At 55.6% G+C, this 24,170-nt stretch carries 16 protein-coding genes; 3 read left to right on the top strand and 13 right to left on the bottom strand.

Features of this window, described 5'->3' with window-relative positions; translation table 11 throughout:
* Positions 1 to 38 precede the first annotated feature (38 nt).
* Positions 39 to 1,055: an NAD-dependent epimerase/dehydratase family protein gene (locus tag Q0I19_RS09435; RefSeq protein ID WP_294761013.1), complete on the bottom strand. Its 1,017-nt coding sequence runs from the start codon at positions 1,053 to 1,055 to the stop codon at positions 39 to 41.
* A 138-nt stretch (positions 1,056 to 1,193) separates the two neighbouring features.
* Here Q0I19_RS09435 and Q0I19_RS09430 point away from each other — a divergent pair, with 138 nt between their 5' ends.
* The 3 genes from Q0I19_RS09430 (at position 1,194) to Q0I19_RS09420 (ending at position 4,773) form a co-directional block, all read left to right on the top strand.
* Positions 1,194 to 1,868, top strand: coding sequence for a response regulator transcription factor (locus Q0I19_RS09430; protein ID WP_294761015.1), 675 nt, complete (start codon positions 1,194 to 1,196; stop codon positions 1,866 to 1,868).
* 1 nt (position 1,869) lies between these two features.
* Positions 1,870 to 2,940 carry a HAMP domain-containing sensor histidine kinase gene (locus Q0I19_RS09425; protein ID WP_294761016.1) on the top strand — a complete coding sequence of 357 codons (1,071 nt, stop codon included), beginning with the start codon at positions 1,870 to 1,872 and terminating at the stop codon, positions 2,938 to 2,940.
* A gap of 483 nt (positions 2,941 to 3,423) precedes the next feature.
* Entirely contained in the window at positions 3,424 to 4,773 is a 1,350-nt protein-coding gene (locus tag Q0I19_RS09420) for an MATE family efflux transporter (RefSeq protein ID WP_294761018.1), read from the top strand.
* A gap of 118 nt (positions 4,774 to 4,891) precedes the next feature.
* Here the strand turns inward: Q0I19_RS09420 and Q0I19_RS09415 are convergent, their stop codons facing one another.
* The 12 genes from Q0I19_RS09415 to Q0I19_RS09360 form a co-directional block, all read right to left on the bottom strand.
* Positions 4,892 to 5,479 (bottom strand): MBL fold metallo-hydrolase, encoded by a 588-nt coding sequence (locus Q0I19_RS09415; protein WP_294761020.1) that lies wholly within the window; start codon positions 5,477 to 5,479, stop codon positions 4,892 to 4,894.
* 126 nt (positions 5,480 to 5,605) lie between these two features.
* Positions 5,606 to 5,830, bottom strand: coding sequence for a hypothetical protein (locus Q0I19_RS09410; RefSeq protein WP_294761023.1), 225 nt, complete (start codon positions 5,828 to 5,830; stop codon positions 5,606 to 5,608).
* Positions 5,831 to 5,983: 153 nt separating this feature from the next.
* The gene (locus tag Q0I19_RS09405; RefSeq protein WP_294761025.1) at positions 5,984 to 6,775 is read right to left on the bottom strand and encodes a DUF3169 family protein; all 792 of its coding nucleotides are present in this window, start codon (positions 6,773 to 6,775) and stop codon (positions 5,984 to 5,986) included.
* The gene (locus Q0I19_RS09400; RefSeq protein ID WP_294761026.1) at positions 6,765 to 6,983 is read right to left on the bottom strand and encodes a helix-turn-helix transcriptional regulator; all 219 of its coding nucleotides are present in this window, start codon (positions 6,981 to 6,983) and stop codon (positions 6,765 to 6,767) included. The genes Q0I19_RS09405 and Q0I19_RS09400 overlap by 11 nt, the downstream gene beginning before the upstream one ends.
* 220 nt (positions 6,984 to 7,203) lie before the next feature.
* Complete coding sequence (locus tag Q0I19_RS09395; protein ID WP_366012735.1) at positions 7,204 to 8,520, bottom strand: ABC transporter substrate-binding protein; 1,317 nt, start codon at positions 8,518 to 8,520, stop codon at positions 7,204 to 7,206.
* A gap of 405 nt (positions 8,521 to 8,925) precedes the next feature.
* Positions 8,926 to 9,942, bottom strand: coding sequence for a LacI family DNA-binding transcriptional regulator (locus Q0I19_RS09390; RefSeq protein ID WP_294761029.1), 1,017 nt, complete (start codon positions 9,940 to 9,942; stop codon positions 8,926 to 8,928).
* A 95-nt stretch (positions 9,943 to 10,037) separates the two neighbouring features.
* On the bottom strand, positions 10,038 to 13,142 hold the full coding sequence (locus Q0I19_RS09385; RefSeq protein WP_294761031.1) for a transglutaminase domain-containing protein: 3,105 nt from the start codon (positions 13,140 to 13,142) through the stop codon (positions 10,038 to 10,040).
* Positions 13,132 to 14,091 carry a MoxR family ATPase gene (locus Q0I19_RS09380; RefSeq protein WP_294761033.1) on the bottom strand — a complete coding sequence of 320 codons (960 nt, stop codon included), beginning with the start codon at positions 14,089 to 14,091 and terminating at the stop codon, positions 13,132 to 13,134. Before Q0I19_RS09380 ends, Q0I19_RS09385 begins: the two co-directional genes overlap by 11 nt.
* A 5-nt stretch (positions 14,092 to 14,096) precedes the next feature.
* Entirely contained in the window at positions 14,097 to 15,101 is a 1,005-nt protein-coding gene (locus Q0I19_RS09375) for a class C sortase (protein WP_294761035.1), read from the bottom strand.
* Positions 15,101 to 15,979, bottom strand: a complete 879-nt coding sequence (locus Q0I19_RS09370; RefSeq protein WP_294761038.1) for a class C sortase — start codon at positions 15,977 to 15,979, stop codon at positions 15,101 to 15,103. Before Q0I19_RS09370 ends, Q0I19_RS09375 begins: the two co-directional genes overlap by 1 nt.
* A 125-nt stretch (positions 15,980 to 16,104) precedes the next feature.
* Positions 16,105 to 18,324 carry a SpaH/EbpB family LPXTG-anchored major pilin gene (locus Q0I19_RS09365; protein ID WP_294761041.1) on the bottom strand — a complete coding sequence of 740 codons (2,220 nt, stop codon included), beginning with the start codon at positions 18,322 to 18,324 and terminating at the stop codon, positions 16,105 to 16,107.
* A gap of 59 nt (positions 18,325 to 18,383) precedes the next feature.
* Positions 18,384 to 24,044: a SpaA isopeptide-forming pilin-related protein gene (locus tag Q0I19_RS09360; RefSeq protein ID WP_294761043.1), complete on the bottom strand. Its 5,661-nt coding sequence runs from the start codon at positions 24,042 to 24,044 to the stop codon at positions 18,384 to 18,386.
* Between the last annotated feature and the right edge of the window lie 126 nt (positions 24,045 to 24,170).

The raw sequence follows: 24,170 nt of genomic DNA, 5'->3' as shown, positions 1-24,170 counted from the left end.
CATCTCCAACAAATGGTACAGATACAGGCACAGCTTTTTCATGCGATTTTACCCTCCTGCTTCAACCAGACTGCCAGATCGTGCAGCGTTTCCTGGTAGGGGCGCGGGGCAAAGCCCAACTCATTTTTTGCCTTGGAGCAGTCAAAGTGGTTGTTGCGCTCCAGATTGTATACCGCAAACTCGGTCAGCACGGCGGGTTTGCCGGTCTTGGCGGCGCGGGATTCCATCAGCTTGGCGGCAACATGGGCGAGCGACAGCGGCAGGTAAAACAGGCAGCCGTGGCAGCCGGTTTCAGCCTTCAGCATTTCGCAGAGTCCATTCAGGGAAACCTCATCGTTGGAGAGAATGTAGCACTCGCCCTTGCGCCCGCGGTCGGCGGCGGCAATCGTACCGGCGGCTAAGTCGCGCACATCAACGAGGTTGAACGAACCCTGCATACCGATGGGCATTTCACCGTTCAAAATCTGAATCAGCGTGCGGGTCGTCTGCCCGATGGCAGGGTCGTTGGGACCCAGAATGCCGCTGGGATGTACCACGCAGGCGTTCAGCCCGCCGGCAGCAGCGTCCAGAACCTCTTGGGTAGCCATCGCCTTGCTGCGGCTGTACCAGCCGACCACGCGGTTGTCATCGTAGGGGACAAAGCAGGGTACCTCGCGGATGCTCTCGCCCTTGGGCAGCTCGGGGATAGCGCCTGTGCTGGAAACATAGACGAACTTCTTACATTCGGGGTGATTTTTGGCGGCTTTCAGCATGTTTTTGGTGCCACCGACATTGACGGCGATGAGCTTTTCGCTGTAATCCGGGTTGATGGTCACCATGCTGGCGCAGTGGATGCAGACGGTCTGGGTGTCAGGCTCCACAGTAAAGAATTTCTCGCAGTCTGCAGCATTGCAGAGGTCGCCCTCAAAAATTTCAACCGCCTCGGGTACAAATTTTACGGCAGGGTCGCCCTTCAGCACAAAGGCGCGCACGGAATCACCGCGTTCCAAAAGCTGTGCGCAGACATTGGTACCCATAAATCCGGCAGCGCCGGTGACAAGATAAATCGTTTTCATATGTGTGTCCTCCGTTTTCCAAAGTTTCTTGATGCTTTTAGGATACACCCCCAAAATAAATCTTTGATAAACGGAGCCGTTTATCTTTCGTTTATCTTTGTGCTGTATTATAATAAGGTAAAAGGAGGAGTGCGAGGAATGTTTCGTATTTTGATTGCCGAGGATGACCCCAGCACGGCGCGGCTGCTGACAGCTATATTGAAGCGCGAGGGCTTTGAGCCGCTGACGGCCGCCGACGGTGTGCAGGCGCTGGAAATGCTGGATCATAACCATATAGATCTGCTGCTGTGCGATGTGATGATGCCCCGTATGGACGGCTTTGCCTTGACCAAAGCCATACGGGACAGCGGCAGTATGCTGCCCATTTTAATGCTGACGGCTAAGGATATGCCGCAGGATAAGCACACGGGATTTATCGTAGGTACGGATGATTATATGACAAAGCCGCCGGACAGGCAGGAGCTTGTGTTGCGCATACGCGCACTTTTGCGCCGCGCCCGCATTGTGGACGAGCATAAAATTACCATCGGTGAGGTCGAGCTGGACTACGACACCTACACGGTGCGGCGCGGTCACGAGGCGCAGGTGCTGCCGCCGAAGGAATTTAATCTGCTGTACAAGCTGCTGGCGTACCCGGAAAAGACCTTTACCCGGCTGGAACTGCTGGATGAAATTTGGGGTATGGACAGCGAAAGTGACGATAAGACGGTAAATGTTCACATCAACCGTCTGCGCAACCGGTTTTATGACTGGTCAGAGTTTGAAATACAGACCATTCGCGGCATCGGTTACCGCGCGGTAAGGAAGGCATAATATGGCGCAATGGGTAAACAAGCTGCGCAGCTGCACACGCACGGCAAATCTGACGATGCTGCTGGTGCTGAACCTGTTTTTTGTGGTCACGCTGAACCTGACCGCTGCCACGGTGCTGGTTGTGCTGGGGGAAGATAACGGCTTTTTCTTTCGCAACGGCGAAGTCAGCATAGGGGGCGCACTGGTGATTTTGTATGCCAGCTGTATTTTGATGGCCATCAGCCTTGTGGTGGCGATTCGCCTTGTGCTGATCAAGCCTATGATAAACAGTATGCAGGCGATGGACCGACTGGCAGCAGGGGATTTTTCCGTGCGTCTGGCGCCTGCCAAGCGCGGCTACGAGCCGGAGGAAATCAAGGCGTTCAAGGCGGCCTTCAACAAAGCGGCACAGGAGCTTTCCGGCACGGAGCTGCTGCGCAAGGATTTTGTGAACAACTTTTCGCATGAGTTCAAGACCCCCATTGTCAGCATCAGCGGCTTTGCCGACCTGTTGCTGGAGGAGGATGTCACCCCCGAGGAACAGCGCGAATATCTGCAGATCATCCGCGATGAAAGCCGGCGGCTGGCGCAGCTGTCGTCCAGTGTGCTGCTGTTGAACCGCGTGGAGTCGCAGACGATTTTGAACGACAGAACGGACTTTTTGCTGGACGAGCAGCTGCGGCAAAGCGTTCTGGTCACACAGCAAAAGTGGCGGGATAAGCCCTTGACCTTTGACGCAGATATTGCCCCGTGCCAATATAACGGCAGCGAGGCGCTGCTCAAGGAAATCTGGCTGAATTTGCTGGATAACGCCGCGAAGTTCAGCCCGGACGGCGGCATCATCGGTGTGACGCTGCGCAAGGAACAGGGCGGTGTGGTCGTATCGGTCACTGACCAAGGCTGCGGAATGGACGAAGAAACGCGCCGCCATATCTTTGAGCAGTTTTATCAGGGGGACACCAGCCATAAGATCCAAGGCAACGGCTTGGGTCTTGCCATGGCACAGAAAATTGCCGCCCTGCATGGTGGAAACATTACCGTAGACAGCTGCCCCGGTGCGGGCAGCTGCTTTACCGTGCGGCTTGCCCCCTAAGCGGGGGTATCCATTGTAACAGGGAACAGCAAAAAGCGCCGTCCCCCGGACGGCGCTTCAGACTGTCGATAAGCTTAACGGGAATATTGCGAACTTTCGGTAGGTTTGTAGGGAACGGTCTTGACCGTTCCGTGCCGCCTTGCCAAAAGCACGACACAGCGAGAAAACCACGCGCCATTCGGCGCGATTGAATGCGCTGCGCGCGGCCAGATGTGCGGATGGGTCAAGACCCATCCCTACAAATCTTCCGGTAACAGGCTTTTGCTGTGCTTGGCAAAGAAATTTCCTTCCGACAAAGCCGATGGAAAATATAAGGGAGTTTTACAGCTTTTCCGTTCTGGCGTTTGCTTTTGTGCCGACTTGATGGTACAATACTGTTGCAGTGCAATACACTGCTTAGGGAAAAATTCCGCAGGCGGGATAGGTTGTCCCCGCAGCAGGGGAGAACCCTTCTTGCCGCATCTACGTCAAAAAGGAGAATTTATGTCAAAGCAAGCGATACAGCTGTCCGACCATTTTACCGTATCGCGGTTACTTCGGTTTGTGGTGCCGTGCATCGGCACGATGCTGTTTACTTCCATCTACGGCATTGTGGATGGTTTGTGTGTATCCAATTTTGTGGGCAAAACTGCCTTTGCTGCAGTAAACCTTATTATGCCGCTGCCGATGCTCATCGGCACGGTTGGCTTTATGCTGGGAACCGGCGGCTCTGCCATTGTGGCCATCACCTTGGGCGAGGGGGACAAAAAAAGGGCAGACAGCTATTTCAGCCTGTTTCTGACCGTTGCCTTGGCAGTCGGCGCGGCATTGGCGGTCTTGGGGCTGGTGATCCTGCGCCCTGTGGCGGTGCTGCTGGGGGCGAAGGGCGAAATGCTGGAATATGCCCTGCGATATGGGCGGATTCTGCTGGTAAGCGTGCCTACCTTCATTTTGCAGAATATGTTCCAGAGCTTTTTTGTAACGGCAGAAAAGCCCAACTTAGGATTTGCAGTCACCGTGGGCGCGGGCGTTACCAATATGGTGCTGGATGTGGTGCTGGTGGGGCTTCTGGGCTGGAGCGTGGAGGGCGCAGCCATTGCCACCTTTATCAGCCAGATCGTCGGGGGTGTGCTGCCGGTATTCTATTTTCTGAACCGAAACAACACCAGCCGCCTGCACCTGAGACGTCCCCTCTACAACGGCAGGGTCTTGTGGAAAGCGTGCGTCAACGGTTCCTCGGAATTGATGACGAATCTTTCGATGTCCTTGGTCAACATTCTTTATAACTACCAGCTTCTCCGCTTTGCGGGGGAGGACGGCGTGGCAGCCTACGGGGTCATTATGTATGCGGCGTTCCTCTTTGTGGCGGTGTTTGTGGGATATTCCGTGGGCAGCGCCCCCATCGTCAGCTACCAATACGGCGCCCGGAACCGCAGCGAGGTTCACAACCTGTATGGTATGAGCCTGCGCCTGATCGGCGAGATGGCGGTGGTGCTGACCATCGGGGCCATGTTCCTCATCCCGCAGGTGGCAAGGTTCTTTGTGGGCTACGACCCGGAGCTGCTGGCGCTTACGACGCGGGCGTTCCGGCTCTACGGCCTGAGCTTTCTCATTATGGGATATAACATCTATGCATCGTCGTTTTTTACCGCATTGGGGGACGGCATCACAAGCGCTTTGATTTCTTTCCTGCGCACGCTGCTGTTTCAGGTGGCAGCGGTTCTGGTGCTGCCGGAGCTTTTGGGCATCGACGGCGTCTGGCTGGCTGTCACGGCAGCCGAGCTGGCATCCTTGGCGGTGAGTTTTGCGATGTTCCGCCAAAAGGACCGCATCTTCCATTATCGAAGCGAGTAACAGCGGAAAACAGAATAGTAAAAAATTCTCAACCTTTGTCCGGAATGACATAGGTTGAGAATTTTGCTTTTTGGCGTAATATCGCTAGAGAGAAAAAATGCCGAGGAACGGGAAGTTGTCAATTACAGTGTTTTTCATTTGCGTGAGCATAGTAAATTGTTTTAGGAGCATAACGCATAATAAGTTCCCAATCATGCTTCAGCTTGTCATTTTGTTCATAAGCGGCAAGATATTCGATAGGTTCTAAATCCCCAACAAAACATTCGCCATCATCCAGAATCAGTGCGATGCTGTCCGCACTATGGTTTGTTGTGCTTACAATTTCTCCATCAATGCCCAGGCTTTTAAGAAATGCCCGACTTTCTTCTGTGCTGATGATGGCTGCATGTTCCGTAGAAATGGGTTCATAAGCCAAGCTCTTATCCCTGCCAAAAATGGTATCTGCAAAATGGATATAGGGACATTGTGTATCTACTACAAGAAGTTTGACGCCGTGATGCATCAATTCACTTACCAGACCAATATGGTCAGGGTGATAATGCGTTGCTAAAACGTAAGTAATATCGCTGATTTTAATTTCCTGCTCTTTGATAGCCTTATAAAACGCAGGCAATGTCCCCGCATAGTCTGTGTCAACCAGTAGATTTCCACGCATTCCACGAATAAAGAAGGTATTCGTATTCCCGTATTTCAATTTGATTTGCATAGACATCACCCTGCCTGTTTCCAATTTGCTGAACTTTATCCTAAGACGGGGCGGCGTCACGCCGACAACTGCTTTGCAAATCCGGCGGTCTGAAAGATAGCAGCATCAACCGGAAAAGTGGTAAGCTTAGTCCAGCACAAGACTCTTTTTCTTGCCGTTTTTCTTTCGCGGATACTGCCGGATGCGGGTGACAAAATCCAGATTGACGACTTCCAACTCGCCGGACGTGTTTTCAATGATCATAGCGCTGTCATTTACTTCTTTAATAACGCCATGCAGGCTGCCGTCAAAGGAATTGATTGGGTAGATAATGCAATCTTCCCCGATAAAACGTTTTGCTAACTCTTTCATAACGTGATTCTCCTTGTTCTGCATTTTTTTGCTTAAAATCGTTCTGATTATGGTTATTGCGATCCTTCGCTGTCTGATTGCCGGAAGGATCACGAGAAGGAGCAGAAAAATAAGATAAGAGCCTTTCATGTAAGCACCCCTTCCGGTTTATGCTCAGGAAATTTTGTTTCCGGCTTTGGAGCAGCGCAGCGCCTCGCAGGAGTACACCGACAGATTGACCATCCAAATTAGGCACACGATCAGCGAGGGCAGGAACCCGATGTTAAAGGTAAGCGCACAGACGGCAAGCACAACGGCACAAACCGCACAGACGATATTGGTGGCGGAGTACGCCTTGAACGCACACTTGCCGATGATGATTTTCTCGGCTTCGTCGCAGTCTGCCATCCATTTCTTTTGAAAGTGCATATCGTACACGGACGCCTTTTTTTCGGGGTTCAACCGCTTGGTGGTGTCCACGCATTTCTGCTGAAAAATCGTTGTCTCCACCATGATGGCGAAAAAGGCTGCAATGCTGATAAAGAAGAAAACGAAGCCGTTGGCGTTGTCAATGCCTTCCAAACCCACGGAATAGGTCGCTGTAATCAGAAAAACGGCAAGGATAAAGGCGGCACCTGCAAGCCAAACTACCACCGACAGCTTTTGGTCGATCGTGTTGTAGAGATCCTCGTCCTCGTCGTCCCAGACGGCAGCCAGCTTTTTGGCGCTGTGATACAGCGGAAGGCAGACGACCGGCACAAGGATCGCCAGCGCCAGCATCAGCCACGGGGCAATGCGGATGCTGAAAAGCGCCCCGGCGTTCTTTGTCATAGCGACCAAGGACGCCGGTTCGGTGTCTGCGGAAAAGTAGCCGATCACGCCGCCGACCAGCGTACATACAACGGCAAAGAACAGGAACTTGGGCAGGGCTTTTCGGTTTGCCTGCTTGATTTCATCATTTTTCATCTTCCGTTTCCTCCTGCAAATAGAAAACTTCCTCTACTGTAACGCCGCAAACCTTTGCAATGGTCAAGGCCAGGGTGACGGACGGTGAATAATCACCGCGCTCGATCAGGCTGATGGTCTGCCGCGATACGCCGCATAACCGCCCCATTTCCTGCTGATTGACATTTAGGGCAGCCCTGCGTTCCTTCAGGCGATTTCGCAGTATCATACTGTACCTCCGACTGACAAGCATCCTTGTCTGAATGACAACTAATGTTGTCATAATGCAGTATACTCTTGTCAGAGCAATCTGTCAATAGCCTTTGCAAAAAATCACAAGCCCGCCCGGAAAAAACGCACAAAACAAAAAAGAGCGGGGCGGGCATTTTGCCCGCCCCGCCAGAATGGGGGAGAAGATTCCTAAAGAAAGTAGGAGATTTTAGTGGAAATTACGCAGCAGCGTTCAGAGCAGCCTCGGTAGCCCAGCCATCCACGAATGCGGTGACAACAGCGTCCCAAGTGCCGGTACCGGCAGCGTAAGCGGTCAGGGCAGAACCCACACCGTTCTTCCAGTTCTCGGAAGGCATGGTGGAGAAGTTCCAGGCCACAGGGGTCTTGCCGGCGGCGGTCATAGCGTTGTCAACCTTGACGAACAGGTTGGGGGACTCGACAGCCTTCTTGAAGGGGATAACAAAGCCCATGTCGTTTGCCATGGCAGTGGTGCCTTCCTCAGAGGTGACGCACCAGTACATGAAGTCCAGCGTAGCCTGAATGTCGTCGGCGCTGGCTTCCTTGTTGACGCACCAGTAGTTCTCGGTGCCGGTGCACAGGCCCTGGTTGGCTTCGTCGCCGACGCCAATGTAGATGGGCAGCATGGTCAGGTCGTCATCGGTGAAGGGCTTGTCCTCGCCGACGAGGTTGTTGTACTCCCAAGAACCGTTCTGGAAGAAGACGGCCTCTTTGTTCAGGAACTCGTTGCGGCTGTCATCGCCGGTCTTGCCTGCCAACTCGGCGGGATCGCAGGTGGAGTTGTTGATGTACAGATCAAAGATGTTCTTGTAGTTGTCGAGGTAGGTGCCCTTGATGGCATCGGTAGAGGTGATACCGTCTGCCTGATACTCAAAGTAGATGGGCAGGTTGGCGAGGTGGGTCTTGAAGCGCCAGTCAGAAGAACCGTCCATACCGGCGGAGGTGAAGGCGGCGAAGCCCAGCTCGTCCTTGCGGGCGGTGATGTCCTCGGCAACCTTCTTCAGGTCGTCAAAGCTCTTGATGTCCTCAGCCTTGTAGCCGGCCTGCTCGAGCAGGGTCTTGTTGGTGATCAGGCCGTAGCTCTCGATAACGTAGCCGATGCCCAAGGTGGCGTCGCCGTCCTTCAGGGAGTAGGTGTCGCTGGTCAGCTCGCCGGCAAAGGGAGTGCCGGACAGGTCGTAGCAGTAGTCCTTCCAGCTGGCAAGACCGACAGGGCCGTTGACCTGGAACAAGGTGGGAGCGTCGCTCTTGGCCATCTCGCTCATCAGGGTGGTTTCGTACTGGCCGGAGGCGGCGGTAACGACGGTTACGGGAACGCCGGTCTCCTCGGTGTAGGTGGCGGCCAGCTTCTGCCAGGCTTCATCCTGTTCGGGCTTGAAGTTCAGGTAGTAGACCTTGCCGGCGGCTGCGGGGGCAGCGGGGGCAGCGGTGCTGGAAGCAGGGGCGTCACTGGAAGCAGCGGGGGTGCTGGAGCTGGCAGCGCCACCGCCGCAGCCGACCAGCAGACCTGCGGTCATAGCGGCCGCGAGGGTCAGGGACAAAGTTTTCTTGGTTTTCATGGTTTTTCCTCCTTCTAAAGAAAAACATTGCATAACAAGGATGGGACTCCTTTGATTTTGATGCGGAAACGTTTCCGCATCGGGTTGACATTATAATACACCGTTTTGCTATAAAAATCAATCACTAATCTATACATTATACACAAGATTGGTGTAATGCACAAATCCTGGTAGGCGTTTTATGTCAGAATGCCTTAAAAAATCCCGCATTTCCCCCGAAAACGATTCCAAAGCTGCGCAACAGCTCTTTCTGTTACGCAGCCTTGGCGGGAACAGATGCGCATTTCCGCTGCCATAGGCCGGTTTCTTGTCAAACAAAAAGCGCACACCCTCGGTGTGCGCTTGAATATGATAGACCGGCTTTCACGTCTGCGTCGATTGCCGCAGGCTTATCTGGTAACCCAACTCCATTCGGGTTTCAACAGGCTGCCCCTGCAAGGCACACAGCAGCAGCTGCGTTGCTTGTAAGCCAAGGATATCCGCATTAAACTGCACGGCGGTGATGGGCGGCACGGTATTGACCAGATTTTCATTGTCATACAGCGACGCCAGCCGGATATCCTGCGGCACGCGCAGATTCAGCTGCTTGAGCATATTCAGCGTCAGCTGTGCCAGCCGTTCGTCCATGCACAGGATGCAATCCGCCCCGCGTTCCACTGCCTGCTGCACAGCCTCCATGCGCAAATCGTCGCTTTCCAACTCCAAAAACAGCAGGCTTTCGTCAATTTTTTGCCCCATTTTGACATAAGCCTGCCGGAAGCCCTCCAAGCGGGACTGGTTGACGGTGTACAGCATACTGCCGCCCAGCAGGGCAATATGCTTCATGCCTTTCATCAGCAGCAGGCTGGTCATCTCACGGCAGCCGCCCACCTGGTCGTGGTCAACGGAAAGCACCTGATCGTCCTCCGGCTGACCAATGGCGACAAACGGAATTTTGCGCGCCTTCAGCAGCGGGATCAAGGGGTCGCGCTCCAATGTGCGGGTCAAAATCAGCCCGTCAATTTTGCGGTAATCCAGCAGCCGCTCCACAGGGCGGGTTTCGTTTTCGTCCACCAGCGTCAGCAGGACATCGTAATCGGAATCTCCGGCAACCTGATAGACAGAGCGCATCACCTTGCGCAGATAGGGCAGCTCAAAGTCGGAGAATTGCTTGGAGACCACCAGCGAAATATTGTAGGAGCAGCGCTTCACCAGCCCGCGCGCCATCATACTGGGGGTATAGTTATGCGCTTTTACATAGTCCAGCACACGTTGGCGGGTTGCTGCGCTGATGCGCCCGTTGCCGGATATGGCACGGGACACGGTGGTTTTGGATACGCCCAGCGCCTGCGCGATCTGCGTGATATCGACCGGCTTGTCGTTCTGCGGCAAAGGTGACATGGTTTCTCATCTCCGATATGTATTTACCATTATCATAATCGCTTTTTGCCGAATCGTCAATCATTTCTTGCGCAAAGCTTCCCGTTGCACAGCCCTTAAACCGTTCCTTTGCGCAGTTTTTTGCGCAATTTGCGGCAGATGGTGCGTACCTCCTGCGCAGTTTCGGCGGTGCATGGATCGGGCGCAAACTGTGCCGCCTGTACGGCATCCAGCAGGTACTGCACGGTTTCGTGGTTCGTCTGCGGGCAATGCGTTTGCAGAAATTCCGCAAATGCCGCCTCATCAGAGGATACCTCCGCCCCCAGCCCGCAGCACCGCATCTTGCGATGGAGCGCGCAAAATTCTGCCTGCACGGTCTGCAAAGGCGTGCGTCTTGCACGGCGCACAAGCGCCAAGGTCAGGACGAGCAGCAGCAAAACCGTAGGCAGCACCCACAAAAGCGGGACGCGCTGCGGCGTTTCGGCAGGGGAGGCGGCCTCCTGCCGGGCGGGCAGGGGCGTGTCGCTGTCTGCGGTATCTTGCGCTGCCTGTGCGGCATCGGCGGCAAGCTCGCCCTCGGTCAATTCCGCTGCCATACCGGGGGTGACCTCCAGCGGCGTCCAGCCCTGCCCGGCAAGGTAAATCTCTGCCCAAGCGTGGGCGTTATCGTCCTGCAAAACCGCACGGCAGCTGCCGTCGCCCGCAGCGGTGAACAGACTTTGCGGTGCGGCGTAGCCCACCACATACCGGGCGGGCAGCCCCACCATGCGGCAGAGCAGCACCGCCGCCGAGGCAAACTGCGTACTGCTGCCCGCATGGCTCTCGTTCAAAAAACACAACACAGGGTCGGTTCCGGCAGATACGGCGGCATCGGTGCTGTATCGGCAACGCTCATTCAGCCAGCTGCGCACCAGTGCACGGCGTCCGTCAAGGTCATCGTCCTTCAGCTTGCGCTCTTTTAGCAGCGCTTGCAGTTCCGCGCGAATCGCATCGTACCCTTCGCCCGCAGGAACCTCCAAGTAGCGTGCCTGAACATACGCGGCGTAGGCGCTCTCCAAGCGGTCCAGCACGCCGGCGTCACCGTCAGCGCGGGCAGCCAGCAATTCGGCTGCCTGTTTGCGCGGGAAATAGTAGAAGATATCATCCTGCACGGTCTGACCTGCCGCTGCGCCGTCTCCGTCCAAGAGGTAGTAATCATTAAAATATGCGTTGTACGGTGAAAAAGTGTAGGCGTCGTTTGCATGGATGCGCTGCACGGTCATCTGCTGCGGCTCTGCGCTGCCCAAGGCCGCGCGCAAAAAGGGCAGGTTTGCGATATCCAACCGCGCGCTGCCATCGGTTTTCCAGTTCGCCGCGGCGCTGTCAAAGGCGGCGGCGTCGCCCGGCTGCCAGCTTGTGCCGTCATAGTCCGCGCCGATGAACCCGCGCAGGTAAATGGTTTCTGTCGGTGCGGTATCGGTCGTCACCAGCAGATCCTCCAGCCCGGTCAGCGCGAGACCTTCCCCTTGCACTAGGCTGCCGTCCTCCACGCCGCCTGCAGCGGCACTTACATGGAAATTCAACGCACCGCCGCTTATTTTCGGCAGCCACGCAATGGCGACCCGCAGCACAGCCGCGTTGGCTTTGTCGGTCACGGGCTGCAGCGCGTTCAGCGGCAGCGTCAGCACAGGGCGCAGCGCCAAGGCGGGCAAAAACAGCACCGCGCAAATCGCAGCCATACCGGCGGCAGTCAGCGTTTGGTTTGTGCGGTGGGTTTGCAGGTTGGCGGCATAAGCGGCGGAAGCCTTACTGCCCCACAGCCGTTTGCGCGGCACCGACCGCGCCGCCGCACAGGCACCCAGCCAGCCCGGCAAAAGCAGCAGCCAGCCCAAAACGGCGCTGCCTGTCCCGGTAAGCAGGGTAAACACCACGATCGGCAGCAGCGCCAGCCCCAGCAGCAGCGCATCGGTGTGGCACACCGTCAGCAGGGTCAAAAGCGCGGTGACCGGCACTGCCGCCAACAGCACAAATAAGCCCCTGTGCGCCGCAATCGGTGAGGATGCCACCGCAAAATCTGCGTTGAATCGTGTATTCAGGCATAGCCTTACGGCATCCGCGCACTGCGCTGCGCCGGACAAAAACGGACGCTGCACAAAAAACAGCAGCACCAGATACACAATGCCAAGCGCCAGTGTTACGCCATAGCGGGCGGCACTTGGCAGCGGGGCGTGGTGCAGTGCCAGCCATGCCGCACACAGTGCCGCCGTACCAAGCCACACCCAAAACGGCAGCGCCAAGGCAAAAGCGCCGTTCAGTGCGGTCAAAAGACCCAAAGCCAGCAATTCCAAAATCAGTAAATCGGCGGCGGCTTCCCGCGCGGGATGCGCCGCAGCCTTTGTGCGGGGCAGCAGCACCCGGTCAAGGAACACAAGCCCCGTGTCGGGGTCGGCGGTCTGGCGGCGGGTCAATCTGCGCAAACGTTTTACGGCAGCCTGCGCCAAGTGCAGCACCGGCGGCGCTGCTTGCTCTGCCAAGACGGTTCCGGCAGGGTCGGCGCGGTAGGTTGCCCCCAACGGCTCGCGCACGGTCAATTCGCCCACGCGGGCGGTCAATTTCCAGTGGATTTGCTTCAGGGAATCTCCCATGCGGTAGGGGCGCAGATCATACACACCGTCAGCCATATCGTGACCGGCAGTGGTTTGTGCTTCTGTTTTGTTTTGCGGGTTGCTGCCCGCGCCGTTGTCCTCGCCCTCGGCGGGCGGCAGTACACACAGCGCTTGACTTTGGGGCGGCACGGCGCAGGACGCGGCAAACAACCCAAGCGGGTCGCGCACGGCAGCCTTTTGCACACAGAACCGCCACAAACCGCTTTGGGCAGCGCGCAGGGTCACGCGCAAATCGGCGCGCTGATGCGGGGCCAGCATCGCTCCGCACGGCAGCTCTATGACTGTTCCGCTCTCGGCATCCGCAGCCTGCAAAACCACCCGCAGCTCCGGCACAGGCCGCCGCCCCGCGTTGTGCAGCTGTACAAGCACGGAAAATTCCTCGCCGGGCTGCACGGGATGGGTGGGCAGCTGCAGCGTTACCGCCACATCCCGGCGCAGTGTGCGGACATACCACGCCAGAAATCCCACCAGAAACACCGCAAATGCCAGCAGAAACACCGCAAACGGCGCACGACTGACCGCAGCCGCAGCAAACAGCACCGCCAGCAGCAGCCCGCAGCCGACCTTACCTGCCATGGCGGGGGTTCTCCGGGCGGGGGCGCGGCACGGTGTGCAGAACCTCGGCAAGGATAGCTTCCGCGGTTTCGCCGCCGGTTCGGGCCTGTTCGGTCAGGCGCAGACGATGGTGGGCGGCATCGGCAAAAACGGCGGTCACGTCCTGCGGAACCACATAATTGCGCCCGCCCAGAAAGGCGGCAGCGCGCGCCATACCTGCCACAGCCAGCGAAGCACGGGGCGACAGCCCCAGCGCCAGGCGGCTGTCCTGCCGGGTTGCACGGGATAGCTCCACGATATACCGCCGGATTTCGTCGCTCATATACACTTCGTCCACCTGCTGCTGCATAGCCAGCAGGTCGCTTTTGTCAATGACGGGCTGCACACGGTCCAGCAGGTCGCGGCGCGGCTGGCGGGACAGAATCTCCATTTCCGCCTCGGCGTCCGGGTAGCCCATGACCACGCAGACCATAAAACGGTCCAGCTGCGATTCCGGCAGCATCTGCGTACCCACCGAGCCGACGGGGTTTTCGGTTGCCAAAACGGTAAACGGCTGGGGCAGGGGACGTGTCACGCCGTCCACCGTGGCGGCACCTTCCTCCATGACTTCCAGCAAGGCAGACTGGGTGCGGGCGCTGGTACGGTTGATTTCATCGGCCAAAAACAGGTTGCACGCCACCGCGCCGGGGTGGTACACAAACTTTCCGGTTTCCTTTTGGTACAGCGAAAACCCCACAATGTCGGACGGCAAAACGTCGGGGGTAAACTGTACGCGGTTTTGGGTCAGGTTCATGGCGCGGGCAAAGGCCTGTGCCAACGTGGTTTTGCCCACGCCGGGGATGTCCTCGATCAGCACATGACCGTGCGCCAGTATCGCCATCATAATTTTCAGCACGACCTCCGGCTTGCCCAGCACCGCTTTGCTTACCTCCGCGGTGACCGCCAGCGCTTTTTCGTTGGTATTCTGCATGGGGTTCAATCCTTTCTCTGCCTGCGCGCGATCAGCATACAGCCGACCACGGCGGCAATCAGCAAAAATCCTGCCCACAGGGCGTTGTTTTCCAGCCAAATCATCCGGTTGGAGAACGTGCCGCCCGCGTCCTCTCCGCTGCCTTCGTGGGGCAGGGGAGTGATGCTTTCGGGCGCGACTTCCTCCAGTGCGGTCGTACCGTCGGCTTCCACCGTTACTTGGCGCGGCGCGGCGTCCCAGGTTTCGTCACACTCGGCCAGGTCTGCCGCATGGGTGGCGGCCTCTGCATCGGGGTCACGCTCGGCAATGACCAGATACCGCTGTGTATTTTGGGTGTAGGGGTGGCAGGTCGTCAGGGTAAGCAGGTCGCGGCCGGGCTGTATCAGCACGGCGTTTATGTCGTCCGGCTGTATAATTTTCAGCTCGCACACGCGGTAAACCAGTGTCTCCCACGGCGTTGTCAGGGTGATTTTGTCGTCAATTTGTATCTGCTGCACGTTGCGCAGCATTTCCGCGCCGTAGTAGCCGCGGTGGGCGGCAATTACGGTGTTTGTGTTTTCGCCGCCCAGCGGCATGGAGGTCTGCCCCAGCAGTGCGCCGCCGCGCGCCATATTGGCGGTGCTTGCCCCAAGGTAGACGGGCAGTTCCAAGTCCAAACGCGGTATCCACAGCGCGGCAATTACATCATCGGGCAGGCCGTAGCCCGTCAGGTCAAAGGCGGGGGTCTCGTAGGCAAAGGGGTCTTTCAGGCCGCTTTGCCCCTCGGCAAAAATCTGGGCATTGTAGGCCTGCAGCGCATCGTACAGCGCGGGGTAGGCGCGGGCGGGTTCGGCAGTGTCGGGGGTTTCGGGTTCGGCGGGGGCGGCAGCCGCGGCGGCCTGCACAAATTTTTGTACGGTTTTGGTGCTTTGCCGCGCCGCCAGATATTGGCTGACCGTGGGCTGCAGCATAAGCCCGACGCCCAGCAGGATGGCAAGCCACGCAAAAATCTGCAGAAACAGGCGTTTCATCAGTCGTCCTCCTCGCGTTTTTTGCAGCGGTGCAACAGCAGCAACAGCAGCAGCGCCTCGCCGCCGATCACAAGGCTGCCCGTCACGCTGATCCACGGCCAGGCGTCCACTATGCGCTTTACCACGTTGCCGGTATTCAGCTGCTGGTACTGCACGGTCTGCGGGGCGGTGGGCTGCTCGTCCTCTCCGGTATACGGCACACGGGCGCCGCGCACAAGCATACGGTGGGTGTTAATGGCATAGGGCGTGCAGGTGACCAGCGTACAGTAGTCTGCGCCGGGGATGATTTCCAGATCCTCGGTGTGTTCCGGCTCCACGACCTTGACCTGATCCACCTGATACGCCAGCACCTCGTCCATAATGTGCAGGTAAAAACGGTCGCCCTCGCCCAGCTTGTCCAGGTCGGTAAAAAGCACGGCCTCTGCCAGCCCGCGATGTCCCGTCAGCACGCTGTGCGTACCCGCGCCGCCCAGCGGATAGCTGGAGCCTTCCAGATGCCCAACGCCCTTTACCAGCACGTCGTCGCTTGTGCCCTCATAAATGGGCAGGTTGACGTCAATTTTGGGTATGGTAATGTAGCCCAGGCTCTCGCCCACGTCCAGCATGTCCACATAGCTTGTGCCGATGTCGTCCGCTTCGCCCGCCGCGTCGCGGTCAAGGGCGTTGTTCAGCTGTTGGTTGTAGCGGCGGGCAGCCTGCTTGGCGGCGTCGATTTTCTCTGCGTCCATCGACTGCACGGTGTCGGTGTAGCTTTCAATGACAGAACTTGCGTGGCGCTGTGCCACCGCGTTGCTGACAACGGGGTACATGGCCACGCCGATGCCCGAAACGATCATCAATGCCGCAAAGCCAAGTTTTAATTTGACGGTGGTTTCCATAGGAAAGAGCCTTTCTGTACAGGATGGGCGGTACAGCCACAACGGGGCATAGGGGAAGAACCGTTTCCGACCCTTCCCCTATGGATTACCCGTTTATTTTGCTGTGAAAGTTGGTATGGTGCGCATTACGCACGGTTGGTTTTCTTTTTCAGGCTGAACAGCACACTGACGCCCACCAGAACCAGCAGCAAGCCGATACCGCTGAACAGCAGCGTACCGAAGCCGCCGGTGACAGGCAGCGTAAAGCCCTTTCGGTTGATGACTTCGATGTCAGTATAGCGATAAGGCTCTCCATTATGTGTGTAGGTGGTAGAGGTGACGCTGTGCGTTTTCTTGCCGGTTGCATCATAGGTTGTGTCGGTGCCTCGAACTGTTGTGTATTCGATGTTCAGGTCTGCATCCACAGGCTTGCTCAGCAGGTTGTAGCCCTCTTTTGTTTTGGTTTCTACAAATTTGTACTCGCCTTTGGGCAGACCGTTGGCAACGACTTTGCCGTCAGTACCCGTTGTCAGGTCTTTCTCGACCAGATACCAATTAACACTGGAGCCGGTTGCGGCATTTAAGCCAAGGCGGGTTGCTTCAGCATCAGCAAGGAATGGAACGGTTCGACCTTTATATTTGACGCCGGTGGCGCCGTCCGCTTCATCCGTATTGGCATCGAACTTTTTGTACAGGTCAAACTTTACGTCTTTAAGAGGGTCGGTACCGTCCGTTTTATGGATGCCAGCCTTAAAGGTGTAAACCGCGGCTTCCTCGTGGATGGTGTACGGCTTTTCGGGTTCCGTATCTCCGGTGACTGTGGTTTTGTTGGAGTAATTCAATTCGGCGCTGTTTTTATTGACCGTGTCGGTGATGCCGTCAACGACAGCAGCACCTTCTTGCAGGGTTGCCGTGTAGGTAATGGTAATGGTTCCGCCAGCGTAAGTATTTAATGTGGAGGAGGTTAAACTAGCGTCTTTAAAATCAATCGTAAAGCCGTCTTTATCAGGATTGTAGTTGATAGTATAGTCGGCTGCTGTCAGCGGGGTTGCGTCCGTTTCACCTTTTTTAGTACCCGTAACAACCGCATCCTGCGTGTGAAGCAACTGTTTTTTGTCCGTCTTATCCGTGACGGCAAAGGTCTTTAACTTATCAATGTTTTCGGGAACCGTAATCGTCAAAACAAAGGGAACCTTATCGCCAATGGCATAGTCGGCAGTATGCTTATCAGAAGTATTGCCTTTACGGTCTTTTACCGTCTTGTTGAGGTCGGGCTTGTAGTTGATGACTTCCAAGTTGTTGATGGTGCTGCCTGGTGCCGCAGATTTTACACAATCATAATTCAGTGTCTTGGTTTCCGCGCCAAAGTTGGTTTCTGTAACATCCAAGGCGGTCGCTTTCAGCATAGCGCCCTCAGCGTCAAGTTTGAACACATAGGCAGTTCCGGCATCCAGAATGTACCCCTGCGTACGGGGCACCTCGGTTTCCGCAAAGGCATATACGCCCTGCGTCAAATCGGCAACCGAAATCGTGCCGCTGCCGTCAGTCGTCAGAATGCCGTCAGTGCGTCCCGTTACAAGGGGGTCGCCCATATTGTCCTGACCGTTTTTGGGCTTTTTGGTAATCTGAACCCATGCAGTGCCATTCCACTTGTACAGCTTAAAGGTATAGCCATTCATTGTAGTAGAATCCGCCCTGCTGCCCGTATAGCCGACCTTTTTCAGTGTGGCAGCGCCGTACTTCGTGACGTTTTTGGGGTTCACCGTAACATCATACAGCCAGCTCTTGGTATCAACAGAAGTCATAGGAATCGAAACCAAGAACGGATCGGCAGCTTGCTTGACCGCGTCCGGCTTTTTGGTTTCAACAACCAGATATAAGCCCAATTCAAGCCCGCTTGCAACGGCAGTGCCGTCAGCCCAGCCTTTAGTTGAATCGCCTGTTGTTACCGTGGCTGCGGGGGTCGATGGTACACCTGATTTCAGAGTACCATCATCATCGATATAATCGCTCACCGTAGGCATTGCCGTAGGAGTGCCGATACCCTGATAGTACGATTTCAGCCAATCAACACCTTCCACCTTATAAAGCGTAAAGGTAACGCCGTTCAAGGGCGTGGTGCCACTGGGTACTGTAGAGGTTTCACCGTTATCCGTCGGGTCAGTTGCAGTTGGAGCGGAATTCGTTTCATATTTATGAATCGTCAGCGAGCCTGTCTGGTTCCAGTCAATGGCAGTTAGTGTTTTACTTGACGGTGTCGTCGTCCCCGTCGTCGCCGCGCCGTCAACTGCCATTGCGGGCATGGCGCAGAGGCTCAGGGCCAGGGCGGCGCTGAGGGCTGCGGTAAATAAACGTTTCAGTTTCATCTTGTTGCATACCTCTTTCTCTCTATGTTGTTTTGTGTAGAGGGCTTGTTTTAGGGGGCTCAGGAACGCTTGCCCCCTTTCTTATTGTATCGGAACACCAACACCAGCAGCACAGCCACCAGTGCGGGCAAACCTATCAGCAGCCACAGGCTGGGTGCGTCCGCGCCCGTGTGCGGCAGGGTAAAGCCCTTGCGGTTGTAAATGGTCAGGGCAATGTTGTACACGCCGTCGGCATCGGTGGTTCTCGCGCCAAAGTTCTCGTCGCCGCGTTTGCAATACCCGTCCGCTGTCAGCGTAAATTCGATGGGCTTGGCCAGCAGGGTGTAGCCCTCGGCGGTTTTTGTCTCGGTCAGGCGGTAGCTGCCGGGGGACAGGGACGTAAAGCTGCATTTGCCTGTTCCCGTGCCGTCGCTGCCCGTCGTGCGCGTTTCGGTTGTATCAGCCGTGCCGTCATCTTTCAGCTTTTCCAGCTTGAACTCTACACCGCCCAGCGGGGTTTCGGTTGCACCGTCTATGCCCATTTTGGTAAGGTTCAGGGCAAATTTCGGGTCGGTGCGCTGGTTGGTCAGGGTAATCTTGCCATCGGTAAGGGTTGTCTGCGATGGGGTGTAGGTGTATCTGCCAATCGTAACCGTACCGTTTGCCTTATAATCGCCGGTTTGGCTTGCGCACTCCACCACGCGGTACTCATAGTCGGGGTTGCCGGTGCTGCTGACATCCGTCTTGTCCAGACGTTCAAACTTGTGCGTCCACTTCCCGGTCATATAGTTGCATTCCAGCTCGACCGCGTCCATAGACGGTACGCCTTGCCACGTTTCGTCTATGCCAACGTGGCGGCGCTGCAGCTTGACCCAGATGGCATCCGGCAGGTTGTCGGTCAGCGGGGTGCCTTTTGTATCCTGCCACTGCTTTTCCACCTCAATATCCATCAATTGGTGCGCCGTGTTGGTAAAGGTGGCGGTGACTGGTTGCGTTTCGCTGGTAACCGTGCCGCGCACGCCGTTGTCCACATCGTACTTTGCGTCAGCGGCGTTGCAGGTTACGCTTTTCAGGCTGCCAACGGCGGGCGTTTCTTCAACTACCCGGAAGCGTGTGCCAATGGGGATGCCGGTAATTGTCCAGCTATCGCCAACGGCAAGGTCATCTTTTGTCATTGTTACGCCCGTCGCGCCGCCCAAGCCGATACCGCCAACGTTGCTGAAGGTGACGGTAAATTTGTATTTTTTGCCTGTCAGCGCCTTTTCGCCGTCCGCCTCTTTCTTTTCAATTACCAGCTTGCCGACCTTGACGGTGTTAATAAACCTGACCTTCAATTTGGGGAATTCTTCTTCCGGCGCGGCGTAACTGCGGAACACCAGCGTATTCGCGCCTGCGGGCTTGTTGCCATCGTAGTTGCTGCCTGTTGACGGGTTGTCCTTTGCTTCGGTTCGGTTATCCTTCGGCTTTGTGCCGTTGTCTTTCAGCGGGAGGGGGGATGCGGCGCCTACAGACGAACTTGTCCCCGCTGTGTCGACCAACGTCCCGTTCTCGTACACCTCCCAGCGGGTGTCGTACAAGGCGGGGTTTTCCGCCTCTTGCAGCGAGATATAACTGCCACGGCGGAACTGGTCCGTAAAGGTCACGGTTTCGTCGTTTTGCAAATCAAACGTGCCATCGGTGTCCACCGCCTGTGTGCCGTTGATCGCCACGCTGGACGTAAAGATCGCGCCGCCGGCGGGCATCAAGGTTTTGCTATCCACCGAGCCATAGTCCGGGATTTCCGCTTGCTCTACCGAGAAGCCCACCGTGGTATTTACCACGGGCTTGGCGGTAAAAACAAAATTGCGGAAGTAAACCGTGCGCTCGTAGTCATCGCCAATGCGGATTTCCTTGATGTTGGTCAGGTCAAAGTCATCGTCTTTTAGCATTTTGTCCAGCTGCAGCTTGACCGTGACCCACTTGTCGTTTTCCATCACAACGCTGCCGCTGAGCATGGTGTTCAGATAGGACTGTTTGCCTTTGGCATCGCAGCCCATCTTCTTGCCGCTGCCGTCCACCAAGGTCAGATACAGGTAGTTGGTGGACAGAACGCCGTCACCCTTATTACCCACGGCGTAAACGTCAAAGGACAGATAGTCGCGGTTTTCGATGTTGAGCGTGGGATCCAGCAACATAGTACCGTGGCGCAGGTCGCGGTATTGACTGCCTTTATCATACCCTTGGGCGTACCATTTTACGGTTTTAGCTTTATCTTCTTCGCTGTCGCCGTCGGACGGAGATACATTTTTTTCCATGGTTGTGCGGTTAGTGGCGCTGCTGCTGACGGTGAAATTGCTGTCGACTTTCTTGGGGGCGGGGGTGTCGTTGGTGATTTTTTTCGAGCTGTAATGCGTAGCCAAGTTTTGCAGGGTAAAGGTAAAGAGATTTTGACCTTTGAATAAATCCCAGAACGCGGGGTCTACGTTGCTGAGATCGACATGCTTTTCAACCTGCAATTCGTTATTGTCGGGGAAGTTGAACGCCACCGCCATGTTGGACTCCCACATACCGCGCTCCATATAGAACATGGTCAGGGTGTGGGTGGTGCGTTTTGCATCCAGTTGGATGGCTTTGTCTATCGTCTTTTTGAACGTGACACGGGTACCGTTGAAGTAGACGGTTTTGTCGGCGGGTTTCGTGTAAGCCATGGAGTTGTCGTTCTCGGTGTTCTTGTTGGAGCTGACGTAGGGGGTTACGGTGCTGTTCGCGCCAAATTCCAGCAGACCGGACGCTGCGCCGTGCGCACCGCCGACATCCAGAACCAAATCGCCGTCAATGTAGACCCACACGTCATCGTCACCGGAGAAGAAAAACTTGATGGGAACTTTGATGTTCTTGCCGTCTTTGTCTTTTCCTACAACAACATTGCCGTCACTTGTAAGCGTAAAGTCAAATTGCAGCTTGGCGCCAAAGCCGTAGTTGTATTGGGCGGCATTGGCATTGCTGGGAACCGTTTCGTTAAACGGGAAGAAGCCGTAGGTGGATTTAGAACCTGATCCCGAATCCATGTTTTTCGTGGTGGGTTTGCCGTCAGTACCTTTGGAGGATTCCAGATAATACTTGCCGTTGTCCTGATCCTGCTTCAGATACAGCGAGGCTTTGTTACTGTCATAGTACCAATATTTGGCTTCTTTCTCCTTGGCGTTTTCAGCGTCGTTTTGCACGGCTTCATTGTAAAAAACAGCGTCCTTTGTGAACGGGAAGGAAACATCCTTATACACCTTGCCCAGCACGGTGTTAAAGCTGTTGTTGCCTAGCAAGAAATCTTCGTTAAAGTGCGGGTCAACCAGCGCGGTTTTTGTTGTATCTTTGGGACTTGCGGCTCTTAACAGCGGCAGACCGTTTGCCGAACCGTCAGAAGTCTTGCTTTCTACAAGACCTTGGAAGGTGCGGTCATAGACGAAGGCGCTGCCATCAGTTAGCCGTTCACCCTTATCGTTATAGGCGGAGTTGTTTACCGCCATAAAGATTTTGTATTTGTCGCTATCCACACGGTCCCAACCATACAGCTTCATACCACCGGCAACAGTCGCGAAAAGCGCATTCCCTCCGAGGGCTGACGGTTGAAAATGCCCGGTGTAAAGCGGGTATTTGACATTGTCGTTGTTCTCGTAAGCCTTGCTGAGGGCGCGGTCAAACTGCTCAAAAGTGACATACCAGCGTTGGGTATCGTTTGTAGCACCCGGGGCGCTGTCGCGGTTCAAGCCGTTCAGCTCGTAGTCGGTGTAGTAATCGTACAGGGTGCTGGTGATATACTTTGTACCCTTCTGTTGGGTGAACTTGCCGCTGTTATCAATGTCCACAACGGTCGAGCCTTTGCCGCTTTCGGCATCGTGGCGGGAGTCTTTCTCGCCCCAGTAGCCGTCACGGAAAACGGGGGTGTCTTGCGAGTAAGCCGTAGGGTCGCCATCGTCGGCAAAAAAGCAGGGGTTCGTCAGCGTCGGGGAAATATCCGCCGTGCTGTACGGCTTGGTCTTGTTGTCTTTTGCGATGGCGTTTGTGTCATTCACTGCGGAGAATTGCACTTCGGTGTAAGTTTTTTCGTCAATGGGAATCTGGCAAGACCACAGCTGGCGGTCGGGGGCATCGGGGTCGGGGACTTTGTTCATCGTTACGGTTTCGACAGTGCTGCTGTCTGAACCCGTCAGGAAGCAGTACATTTTGTCGTCGTCGTCGCTGCCCGGCATGGGCTGTTGCTGTAAATACTCGCCCTCGTAACTGTAAGAGGACAGCGTGGCATCAAAGTAAATGGTTTTGCCCCCGGCAAGCAAATCACTGCTCGCACTTTGCCAAGAGGATGTGGGACCATCGTAGACAAAGCAATTGGCTTTTGTTAAGTCGAACTTTGTTGTGCTGCCGTAGTCCTCTGTGCTGAAATTATACAGGTCGCTTGCGCCGCCGTTGTCCCAAGTGAACTTTACAAACTGCGAATCATTGTCCGGGATCAGGATTTTCTGCGCGTAAAACTCGCCCGCTTTCACCGTGCCGATTGGCAGGCGCTTGGTTTCTGCCGTGCCGCTGGTTTCATCTTGTTTATAAAATACTGCGGTTACGTTGGTAAGGTCGGCACCGCTTTCATTTTTGAAGTAAAGCGGCGTGTCCTTGTAATAGTACTCCACGCGCGTCCATTGGGTGGGGTTGTAGGACGAATAAGGATTGTAATGATTGCTACCGTTGTTTTTTGGTTCTTTGCCTGTTCTGACAAACTTTTTGCCGGCAAGCTGGTCAATCGGTGTCCAGCGATCCTTAGTGGTTTCAGCATTCATACCGCCAAAAGCGTAGATTTCTTCTTTCCAAGTACCGCCTTCATAATACTGGAAGGCAAGCCGATAAAATCCGCCCGCCGGATAGTCCGCGGAATTCAGCGTGACGCTGAAAACCTTGTGACCGTTGGTTTCCGTTTCGGTAAGCGTCATGTCCTTGTTCACGTGGGCATTATTGCTGCCAGAGCATATATTCTGCGCGAGGAAACGTATGGTGCAATTTCCGTTATATGTGGAATCGTATCTGCCGTCATCCTCAAAATAAATGGTTGCCGTTGAGGGGATAAAGCCCGTCGATTCGCTCGTGTTCGCTATCGTATCAGGCGTGTTCGCGTCATCGCTGTCAGGCAAATCACCCGCAAGCATAGTATCTTCTTCGTCGGGGTCATCCCCGTCATCGAAAAGGTTATCCTGCTCTGTGTTGGTTTTGGCCGCCGCGGTTTTCTCCGCGTCGGCGGCGGTGTCCTTGTCGGCCGCGGTGGCGTTGTCGGCCGTGGCGTCCTTGTCGGCTGTGGTGGGGTTGTCGGCAGGGGCGGACGAGGTTTCGGCAGGGGCGGACGAGGTTTCGGCAGGGGCGGTGTCCTTATCGGCGGCGGGGGTCGGATTTTCTTCCGGTTCCTGGGTTTTGCCGTCATTGTTCGGAACCGCTTCTGTATTGTTTACGGTGTTTCCCGTTTCTGTTTCCGACACGTTCGCAGTGGGAGGGGTGCCTTCTTCACCCGGAACCGTTTCCAAGTCCGATACAATAGTCTCTTGCGCAGGTTCTACACCCTCGCTTGCCGTGTTTGCGGCAGGAATAGTCGGAATCGTTTCCGAACCTGCGTCAAAAAATAAAGCCCCGTCCTCAGCTGCATAAACCGGCAGAGCCATACCGACCAGCAGGCACAGGGCGACAAGCAGTGCCGCCGCACGGTGCAGGATAGAAAATGCTTTCGTCATCTGCTTTGCCTCCTTTTATAGGAAATCCAAACATCCTGAAAAGAGCTGTATTTACAGCCTTTTTTCAGAACAAAATCCGCTGCGCAAACATTTGCGCTTACGTCGGGAAAAGTAAGACACAGTATG

This window comes from uncultured Gemmiger sp. (assembly GCF_934561205.1).
Taxonomy (GTDB): Bacteria; Bacillota; Clostridia; order Oscillospirales; family Ruminococcaceae; genus Gemmiger.
The sequence above is the reverse complement of the archived record's forward strand: the minus strand, read 5'-3'. Positions and strand labels throughout refer to the sequence as shown.

Excerpts from the sequence above, each read along its gene's own strand:
- Q0I19_RS09420 (WP_294761018.1), top strand. The coding sequence starts at position 3,424 with ATGTCAAAGCAAGCGATACAGCTGTCCGACCATTTTACCGTATCGCGG.
- Q0I19_RS09400 (WP_294761026.1), bottom strand. The coding sequence starts at position 6,983 with ATGATACTGCGAAATCGCCTGAAGGAACGCAGGGCTGCCCTAAATGTC.
- Q0I19_RS09390 (WP_294761029.1), bottom strand. The coding sequence starts at position 9,942 with ATGTCACCTTTGCCGCAGAACGACAAGCCGGTCGATATCACGCAGATC.
- Q0I19_RS09380 (WP_294761033.1), bottom strand. The coding sequence starts at position 14,091 with ATGCAGAATACCAACGAAAAAGCGCTGGCGGTCACCGCGGAGGTAAGC.
- Q0I19_RS09425 (WP_294761016.1), top strand. The coding sequence starts at position 1,870 with ATGGCGCAATGGGTAAACAAGCTGCGCAGCTGCACACGCACGGCAAAT.
- Q0I19_RS09360 (WP_294761043.1), bottom strand. The coding sequence starts at position 24,044 with ATGACGAAAGCATTTTCTATCCTGCACCGTGCGGCGGCACTGCTTGTC.
- Q0I19_RS09415 (WP_294761020.1), bottom strand. The coding sequence starts at position 5,479 with ATGCAAATCAAATTGAAATACGGGAATACGAATACCTTCTTTATTCGT.
- Q0I19_RS09405 (WP_294761025.1), bottom strand. The coding sequence starts at position 6,775 with ATGAAAAATGATGAAATCAAGCAGGCAAACCGAAAAGCCCTGCCCAAG.
- Q0I19_RS09395 (WP_366012735.1), bottom strand. The coding sequence starts at position 8,520 with ATGACCGCAGGTCTGCTGGTCGGCTGCGGCGGTGGCGCTGCCAGCTCC.
- Q0I19_RS09430 (WP_294761015.1), top strand. The coding sequence starts at position 1,194 with ATGTTTCGTATTTTGATTGCCGAGGATGACCCCAGCACGGCGCGGCTG.
- Q0I19_RS09435 (WP_294761013.1), bottom strand. The coding sequence starts at position 1,055 with ATGAAAACGATTTATCTTGTCACCGGCGCTGCCGGATTTATGGGTACC.
- Q0I19_RS09370 (WP_294761038.1), bottom strand. The coding sequence starts at position 15,979 with ATGGAAACCACCGTCAAATTAAAACTTGGCTTTGCGGCATTGATGATC.
- Q0I19_RS09385 (WP_294761031.1), bottom strand. The coding sequence starts at position 13,142 with ATGGCAGGTAAGGTCGGCTGCGGGCTGCTGCTGGCGGTGCTGTTTGCT.
- Q0I19_RS09365 (WP_294761041.1), bottom strand. The coding sequence starts at position 18,324 with ATGAAACTGAAACGTTTATTTACCGCAGCCCTCAGCGCCGCCCTGGCC.
- Q0I19_RS09410 (WP_294761023.1), bottom strand. The coding sequence starts at position 5,830 with ATGAAAGAGTTAGCAAAACGTTTTATCGGGGAAGATTGCATTATCTAC.
- Q0I19_RS09375 (WP_294761035.1), bottom strand. The coding sequence starts at position 15,101 with ATGAAACGCCTGTTTCTGCAGATTTTTGCGTGGCTTGCCATCCTGCTG.